The 7778-nt window shown below is 70.2% G+C and carries 7 protein-coding genes; 3 read left to right on the forward strand and 4 right to left on the reverse strand.

Annotated elements, in window-relative coordinates; genetic code table 11:
• The first annotated feature begins 295 nt into the window (after positions 1-295).
• Positions 296-1477 carry an MFS transporter gene (locus tag ACH34T_RS02120; RefSeq protein ID WP_395990185.1) on the forward strand — a complete coding sequence of 394 codons (1182 nt, stop codon included), beginning with the start codon at positions 296-298 and terminating at the stop codon, positions 1475-1477.
• A gap of 45 nt (positions 1478-1522) precedes the next feature.
• On the opposite strand, the gene ACH34T_RS02125 is transcribed toward ACH34T_RS02120, so the two are convergent.
• The gene (locus ACH34T_RS02125) at positions 1523-2326 is read right to left on the reverse strand and encodes a class I SAM-dependent methyltransferase (protein WP_395990186.1); all 804 of its coding nucleotides are present in this window, start codon (positions 2324-2326) and stop codon (positions 1523-1525) included.
• A 235-nt stretch (positions 2327-2561) separates the two neighbouring features.
• On the opposite strand from ACH34T_RS02125, the gene ACH34T_RS02130 reads away from it, so the two are divergent.
• Together ACH34T_RS02130 and ACH34T_RS02135 are read left to right on the forward strand one after the other, a co-directional pair.
• A complete protein-coding gene (locus ACH34T_RS02130) occupies positions 2562-2684 on the forward strand; it encodes a hypothetical protein (RefSeq protein WP_395990187.1) in 123 nt (40 codons plus the stop codon).
• Between the two features lie 476 nt (positions 2685-3160).
• Positions 3161-4267, forward strand: a complete 1107-nt coding sequence (locus tag ACH34T_RS02135; protein WP_395990188.1) for a hypothetical protein — start codon at positions 3161-3163, stop codon at positions 4265-4267.
• 70 nt (positions 4268-4337) lie between these two features.
• Here ACH34T_RS02135 and ACH34T_RS02140 read toward each other — a convergent pair whose 3' ends face one another.
• From ACH34T_RS02140 to ACH34T_RS02150, 3 genes are read right to left on the reverse strand one after another with little or no spacing between them, the layout of a single operon-like run.
• A complete protein-coding gene (locus ACH34T_RS02140) occupies positions 4338-5096 on the reverse strand; it encodes an ABC transporter permease (RefSeq protein ID WP_395990189.1) in 759 nt (252 codons plus the stop codon).
• Entirely contained in the window at positions 5093-6631 is a 1539-nt protein-coding gene (locus ACH34T_RS02145; protein WP_395990190.1) for an ABC transporter permease subunit, read from the reverse strand. Before ACH34T_RS02145 ends, ACH34T_RS02140 begins: the two co-directional genes overlap by 4 nt.
• Positions 6628-7578 (reverse strand): ATP-binding cassette domain-containing protein, encoded by a 951-nt coding sequence (locus ACH34T_RS02150; RefSeq protein ID WP_395990191.1) that lies wholly within the window; start codon positions 7576-7578, stop codon positions 6628-6630. Before ACH34T_RS02150 ends, ACH34T_RS02145 begins: the two co-directional genes overlap by 4 nt.
• Positions 7579-7778: the final 200 nt, after the last annotated feature.

A 7778-nucleotide genomic window follows, 5' to 3' on the forward strand; every position in this document is an offset into this window, starting at 1 on the left:
CTGGTGAGACGGCAGAGTGCGGTGAAGTCGTCATCGGTGCCGGCTCAGTTGCGGCGGGATTTTGCCGATGTGTTCACTCCGGTGGGCGCTGCGCTGAGTGGCGCGCGTTGTGGTGTGGTGAGGTCGGGCCATTGGACGACGTCGTCGCAGGTGGCGTTGAGGAGGTCGGGGGCGTGGCTGACGAGGAGGGCGCCGCGGCGGCCTTCGTTGGTTTGGGCGCGGCTCTGGCGGTGGGGTGGGTGGGGTTGGGGCTACGCTGGGGGCGTTGTTGCTGGGGCGTCGGGCGGGATTTCAGATGACCAGCCCTGCCGGTTCTTTGAAGTGGGCCATGTGGCCGTTGTACGCGGCCGGGTTCACTACCGCCTTTGGTGCGCACGGTGTTGCTGCCAGCCTTGGTGGTTCTTCCGATGATGCCGTCACCTCGTTGCTGGTGCTGGGTGGTCTGCTCGCTCTGTACGACGGGGCCGAGGTGTTGCTCAAACCCGTGTTCGGCTCGCTGGCCGATCGGGTCGGAGGCAAGCCGGTCCTGGTTGGGGGGCTGGTCGCGTTCGCGGGTGCGTCCGCGTTGTACGCGGTCGCCGACTCGGGCGGATGGTTGTGGGCGGCGCGGCTCGGGCAGGGCGCTGCGGCTTCGGCCTTCTCTCCCTCGGCGTCCGCCATGGTCGCCCGTCTGAATCCGGCGGCCAAGCGCGGTCGCGCGTTCGGTGGCTACGGCTTCTACAAGTCGATCGGCTACACCCTCGGTCCGCTGCTCGGCGGTGTGCTGGTGTGGGCGGGCGGGCTGCGGCTGCTTTTCACGGTGATGGCGGTGTGCGGCGCAGCCGTCGCCGGGTGGGCGGCGCTCGCCGTGCCCGCCGTACCGCCGCTCCCCCGTGAACGGCAGACCGTGGCCGACCTCGCCCGCCGTCTGGCCGACCGGTCGTTTCTCGCGCCGACCGCAGCGCTCGCCGCGGCCACCGCGGCGTTGTCAGTCGGTGTCGGTTTCCTTCCCGTCTCCGGGGCGGCGGCCGGGCTCGGCAGCGTGGCGACCGGTGCAGCCGTTTCTGTGCTGGCCGCCACCGCCGCCATCGTCCAGCCCAAAGCCGGCCGCGCTCTGGACGCCGGGCGCCTGACCACCCGCACCGGGCTGCTGGCTGGGCTGTTCATCACCGCCGCGGGGCTCGCGGCCGCGACGTTGCCCGGCCTGACCGGGGTCCTCCTGGCCGCGGCCCTCATCGGGATCGGCACCGGGCTGATCACGCCGCTCGGCTTCGCAGCCCTGGCCGCCTCCACCCCGGCCGAGCGCATGGGCCAGACCATGGGCTCGGCGGAACTCGGCCGCGAACTCGGTGACGCCGGCGGGCCGCTGCTCGTCGCCGGCGTCGCGACCGTGGCGACCCTCACCGTCGGCTACGCCGCTCTGGCCGTCCTCTTAGCCGCCGGGACGCTGATCGTCCTGGTCATCCGGCCTCGGACGCCGCGAGCATCGAACGCTTGACAGATCGGTTGTGGGGTGAATGGGGTCGATGCAGTGGCTGGGTTGTTATGCGGGTGAGGGGCCTAGGTGGTGGGCGGTGATCAGCCAGGCGCGGGAGTTGAAGTACACGCCTTCGGCGGTTAGGTGTTCGGTGAGTTTCTGGCGTAGACGGTCGGTTGCGGTGGTGGGGTTCAGGGTCTTCAGGGCTTCGGCGGTGCTTGTGAAGCTTTGGACCCAGTTGAGGGCGGTGGGGACGTCCGGGCCGTAGTAGACCGGTTCCTGGACGTCGGTGAAGGCGATGTCGGCGAAGCCCGCGGCCCGCAGGATTTCCCGGACGGTCGGCGGGTCGGCGAGTGAGAACGCGTCCGGTCCCTCGCTGGTCACCGGCCCGTTGGAGATCTGGAGGGCCTGGCGGACGGCCACGGCCCACTCGTTGCGGTCGTGGGCTTGCCAGACCAGCATCACCAGGCGTCCTGCCGGGCGCAGTGCCCGGCCGATGTTGGTGAACGCCCTTACGGGGTCGGCGAAGAACATCGTGCCGAACCTGCTCATGGCCACGTCGAAGCGTTGTGGGGGCAGCGGGTGGACTTGTGCGTCGGCTCGCTCGAAGGTGACGTTGGTCAGACCCTCCGCGTGGGCCAGCTCTCGGGCGCGCTCGATCGCGGGTGCGGAGACGTCCACTCCGAAGGCACTTCCCGACTGGGCGGCTCGTGCGGCCTGCCGGGTCGTCTGGCCGGTCCCGCAGCCGATGTCGAGGACGTGGTCGTCTCGCCGGACGCCTACCGCCTGGCGCAGCGTCTCGTTGTGGCGCCGTAGTTCTGCGTCGTAGTCGATGGTGCCCGGGGTCTGTTCGCCTGGAACATGTGGCATTGCGGTCCCCTTCCGGCAAGCCCGAGGCGGATCGCCGGTGTCGGTGTCGGAGTGGGTCGGGATCTGCATGGTGTTGATCATCTTAGCCGGGTCGGCCAGGCCCATTCGGTCCCCTCTTGGGGGAGGGGTGAAGGTGAATTCTGGTGCCGTTATTCGGGCTTTGTCAGCTATTCGGTGGTACGCTTTGAGCATGGAAGGTACTTCGCCTCGCAGGAAACGCTGGATAATTGCGATCGTGGTGCTGGTCGTGATCATTGTCGCCGTGACGCTTTCGTTCGGCGGACAGACCGAGAAGGGGCCGGACAACGGCTTGGGCCCCACGTCGTCGTCGCACGTAGACCAGACGGCAAACTTTTAACGGTGAACTCCCGAAAGCCACGGCCGGTGATGGATGTCCGGCCGTGGCTGCGTTTTCGGGCGGATAAGGCGATGAGGCAGGGCGGGTGGGTGTAGGCGAGGCGCCCGTCCCGGTGGAAGGCGCGGATCAGATGGCGTTGTCAACGGTGCGCCCCGGCTTTGGAGCTTTCAACCAGGCGAAATCGTTCGACTGCGGCAGTTGACCAGTTGAACAGTTGAACTTCGTGCTTGGACGTGGGGTGCGCCGGTTGAGGCTTCCGGGGTGTTCGGACGCGCGGTAACGTTCGCGTTGCGCGTGCTCCTCGAACTGGACGCGGTGGCGAATTCGTCGTCTCCGCCGTCCGGCTCAGGAGCATTTTCTACCTTAGGCGCGTGCCGCGTCCGGTCGGGTGAATTCATCCATGCCGCCGTTTGATTCGGGCGGGACGGCGCGGCGGGGCCCGGTCGGATCCACCGTCCACGCGAATAGGAGAGACGATGACGAACGTGGTACCAGAATCGGCGCCCGCCGGCGCGGCCGCGCGGCCCGCGGTGAAATCGTGGGACGAGTTCACGCAACTGCGCGAAGTGATCGTCGGCGATGTGACGAACGCCCGGCTGCCGCGGATGAACGATATCTCCGCGTGGCTCGCCTGCTATCCGACGCTGTCGAAGAAGGAATTGCAGGAGGTCGCCGAGGGAGCGTTTCCCAAGCAGGTCATCGAGGAGACCACGGAGGATCTGGAAACGCTGATCTCGACGCTGCGCGGCCTGGGCGTCACCGTGCACCAGCCCGCGGCACCAGATCACGCCAAGCAGTTCAGTTCGCCTGACTGGACGAGTGACGGATATCTGTCGTACTGCCCGCGCGACATCACGATGATCCTCGGTTCGGCGATCGTCGAGACGCCGAGCCCGATGCGGGCCCGGTACTTCGAGCTGCTCGGGGGCATGCGGGAGCTGTTCCAGGAGTACATGCTGCGGGGCGCGGCGTGGATCTCGGCGCCGAAGCCGCGGCTGGCCGACGACCTGTTCGCTCTCGACGACGACGGCCTGCCGCTGCTGGGCGAGACCGAGCCGGTGTTCGACGCGGCGAACACGCTGCGCATCGGCAAGGACGTGATCTACCAGGTGTCCCGCAGCGGCAACGAGCTGGGGCTGCGCTGGCTGGAGTCCACGCTGCGGCTGTTCGGCGACTTCCGCGTCCATCCGGTGCGCGGGGTGTACGGCTACACGCACATCGACACCACGATCACCCTGCTGCGGCCGGGGCTGGTGCTGCTGAACCCCGAGCGGCTGACCGAGGAGACGGTCCCGGAGTGCTTCCGCGGCTGGGACATCCTCTGGTCGCCTCCGATCCGCGACATTCCCTCGGTGGTGGAGCGTCCGCTCAGCGCGCCGTGGCTGGGGATGAACCTGCTGATGGTGAGCCCGGAGGTGGCGATCGTGGACTCGGACCAGCCCGAGCTGATCGCCGCGATGGAGAAGAAGGGCATCACGGTGCTGCCGCATAAGCTGCGTCACTCCCGGGTGCTCGGTGGCGGGTTTCACTGCGTCACTCTCGACATCGTCCGCGATGGTGATCTTGAGGATTACTCCAGCTGAGCTCCAGCTGAGCGGGATACCTGGTGGCCCATGGGCCGGGGGCAGACCCATGGGCCGGTCAGGTGGGCCGCTACGCGTCGCGTCTGCGTAGCAGCAGGCCGCCCAGCAGCAGCGCCGCGGCGGCCCAGGCGGCGGTCACGCCGAGGCCGGCCCAGGGGCCGATGGGCAGGTTTCCGAGGTCGGTGGTGGCCTGGACGGCCAGCCCGGCGCTCATCGGCGCGATCTTCTCCGTCGTGCGCTGCCACTGCGGGTCGCTGATCGTCTGGGCGAGGATCGGCAGGATGTACAGCAGGCCGAGGACGACGCCGATGCTGGTCGCCGAGTCCCGCACGGCGGTCGCGATGCCGAGGCTGAGCAGCGCGATCAGCACCAGGTAGAGGACCGATCCGACGACCGCGCGCAACGTCGGCCCGTCGGTCAGGGTCAGGGTCTGGTCGCCGTAGCCGGGCAGGACGAGCCGCCCGGCGAGGAGCGACCCGAGGACGGCGATCGTCCCGGCGGCGGCCACGACGGCGGTGACGATGAGGGCCTTGGCCGCGAAGAGCGTCGACCGCCGCGGCACCGCCGTCAGGGTGGTGCGGATCATTCCGGTGTTGAACTCGCCGCTGATGACCAGCACGGCGAGGATGGCGACCAGCGCCTGACCGAGGTCGACGCCGATGAGGCTGAGTTTGGCCATGTCGCCGCCGCAGTCGCCGGGCTTGCAGGTCACCACCGAGGTCGCCGCGGCGCTCAGCGCCACCGTCGCGACGATGGCGCCGACCATCAGCCACAGCGGGCCGGCGACGGTCCGGAGCTTCGTCCATTCCGCGTGCAGGGCCAGTCTCATGCGTCCCTCCGGTGGAGCAGGAAGGCGGCGACGGCCAGGGCAGCCACCGCGTACGCGGCCAGGACGGCGAACCCGGCCCACGGGGCCAGCGGGTAGTAGCCGTTGTACGGCGTGTAGATGCTCTCGACCTGCGGATACTCCACGAGCGTCTGCTGGACGGCGAAGGCCGCGCCCGGCGTCACCCTGGCCAGCCAGTCCGACGCGCTCGCGGGCATGAACGGGATGGCGTTCAAGATGTAGGGCAGCACGATCGCCACGATGACGGTGGTGACCGCGCCGGCGCTGCTCCGGAGGATGGTGCCGACGGCGAGGGCGAGGACGGCGGCGGTCGCGAGCAGCGCCGCGATGCCGAGCTCCACCCGCAGTTCGGTCGAGGCCGCCACCGGGAAGACGTACACGCCGTTGGCCTTGGCGAGCCGCTCGCCCAGCGGGACCGCGACGGCCGCTCCCGCGAACCCGGCGACGAAGGTGACGGCTCCCAGCACGATCGCCTTGGCCACCAGGATCCGGCTCCGTCTCGGGCTGGCGGCCAGGGTGACGTGGATCAGGTTCTTGCGGTACTCCGTCGTGATGAACAGCGCCCCCACGACGATCACGGCGATGAGCGCGGCGAACGTGCCGGTGAGGATGTCGCTGAGGGTGCCGCCGGTCGGCAGGCTCTCGCGGACGGCGGGCGCGATGTCGCCGGCGCCGACCACCGTGTAGCGGCCGCCGGATTCCGTGAACGAGCCCGACGCGTTCTCCGGGTAGCCGGAGAAGGTCGGGGATTCCTGGCCCAGCTGCTCGCCCTTCCACTCGCCGCCGGCCCAGCTCCCCTGGACGCGGAGGTCCCCGAAGGCGGCGGTGGAGACGCTGCCGCGCGTGCCCATGCCGTCCACGTCGGGCGGGGACGCGACGAACAGCCCGCCCTGCGTGTTCTTCCCGAGGCCGCGCACGTGGACGGTGCCGACCTTCGTCCAGCGGGAGCCGTCGGTGGACGCGTAGCCGGTGACGGCGTCGCCCGAGCGGTCCAGCCGCAGCCAGCGGGGAGCCTCGGCGGAAACGGCGCCGGACGGTCCCGCCTTGTCGTTGACGTAGTTGTCCTGCATCCGGACGCCGTTGCCGCCGGTGACCATGATCGCCGCGTAGGGCGAGCCCTGGCGGGTGCCGTCCTTGATGATGAGCCCGGCCTTCGACCACGGCACGGTGCCGGGCTCCAGTTCCGAGGGGCTCGTCGGGATGCGGCTCTTGAGCTCGGAGACGGAGACGGTGATGCTGCCGTTCCCGGTCAGCGGCTGGTGGACGAAGTAGAAGCTGTCGGTGACCGGTCCCCCGCCGGGCCCGACCGGAACGGGCGCCGAGCCCTCCTGGTTGCTGCTGACCCCGGCGAGCAGGGCGAACATCACCACCAGCCCCGCCGCGACCCCCATGCCGCCGACCCAGCCGAGGACGGTGCGGAACTTCGTCCATTCCGCGTGCAGGAGCTGGAGGAAGCCGTCCCGCCCGGCCTGCTCGCCGGGTCCTGGCCGGCGCGGCGGCGTCATGGTCGCGGTCACCGCGGCACCTCCGTGGGCGTCGCGGAGGTCGCGGGCGTGGCGGCGCGGAACTCGACCGCGTTGCGGGTGAGCTCCATGTAGGCCTCCTCCAGCGTCGCGCGGTGCGCCGACACCTCGGAGAACGGCACGGCGTTCTCGTTCAGGAGCGTCACGATCCGGTCCGGGGCGAGGCCGGAGACGGTGATGGTGTCGCGGCCGATGGCCGCCACGGTGGCGCCGGCCTGGGCGAGCACGCGCATCGCGTCCGCGGGGGCGTTGGTGCGCACGGCGACCCTGCTCCCGGACGCGGCGCCGATGAGCTCGGCCACGCTCGTGTCGGCGATGACCTTGCCTCGCCCGACCGCGACGAGGTGGTCGGCGGTGTCCTCAAGCTCGCTCATCAGGTGGCTGGACACCAGGACGGCGCGGCCCTGGTCGGCCAGCGACCGGAGGAAGTCGCGGATCCAGATGATGCCTTCCGGGTCCATGCCGTTGAACGGCTCGTCCAGCATCACCGCCGCCGGGTCGCCCAGCAGCGCCGCGGCGATCCCGAGCCGCTGCCGCATGCCCAGCGAGAAGCCGCCCGCCTTCCGCCGCGCGGCGGACGTGAGGCCGACCAGGTCGAGCACCTCGTCCACCCGGCGCGCGGGCAGGCCCTGCGAGTGCGCGAGCCAGAGCAGGTGGCCGCGGGCGCTCCGGCTGGGGTGCAGCGCCGCCGCGTCCAGCAGCGAGCCGACGTGGCTGAGCGGATGCCGGAGGCTGCGGTACGGCTTCCCGTTGATCAGCGCGGTGCCCTCGTCGGCCGCGTCCAGGCCCAGGATCACCCGCATCGTGGTGGACTTCCCGGCGCCGTTGGGGCCGACGAATCCGGTCAGGAGCCCGGGGCGGACGTTGAACGTCATCCCGTCCAGGGCCAGGGTGCGTCCGAAGCGCTTGCGCAGGCCGGCGACTTCGATGGTTGCTTCCATACCGAGAAGGCTAGGGAAATCGCCTGCCGCGAACATCACGGAGCAGTGCCATCTTCGCCGCCGCTGGAACGTGGGACGCCCTCGCGCGGCGTCCCTCGTCCGAGCGACGCCTGGCGTCCCCCTCAGGAGGGACGGCCGCGCATGCGCCCAGGTCAGGGCGTTCCGCGGGAACAAGATCGGCCGCCCCGGCGGTGGAGCTG

This window comes from Actinomadura sp. 9N215, from assembly GCF_044326345.1.
Taxonomy (GTDB): Bacteria; Actinomycetota; Actinomycetes; order Streptosporangiales; family Streptosporangiaceae; genus Spirillospora.

Excerpts from the sequence above, each read along its gene's own strand:
- ACH34T_RS02120 (WP_395990185.1), top strand. The coding sequence starts at position 296 with ATGACCAGCCCTGCCGGTTCTTTGAAGTGGGCCATGTGGCCGTTGTAC.
- ACH34T_RS02125 (WP_395990186.1), bottom strand. The coding sequence starts at position 2,326 with ATGCCACATGTTCCAGGCGAACAGACCCCGGGCACCATCGACTACGAC.
- ACH34T_RS02135 (WP_395990188.1), top strand. The coding sequence starts at position 3,161 with ATGACGAACGTGGTACCAGAATCGGCGCCCGCCGGCGCGGCCGCGCGG.
- ACH34T_RS02140 (WP_395990189.1), bottom strand. The coding sequence starts at position 5,096 with ATGAGACTGGCCCTGCACGCGGAATGGACGAAGCTCCGGACCGTCGCC.
- ACH34T_RS02150 (WP_395990191.1), bottom strand. The coding sequence starts at position 7,578 with ATGGAAGCAACCATCGAAGTCGCCGGCCTGCGCAAGCGCTTCGGACGC.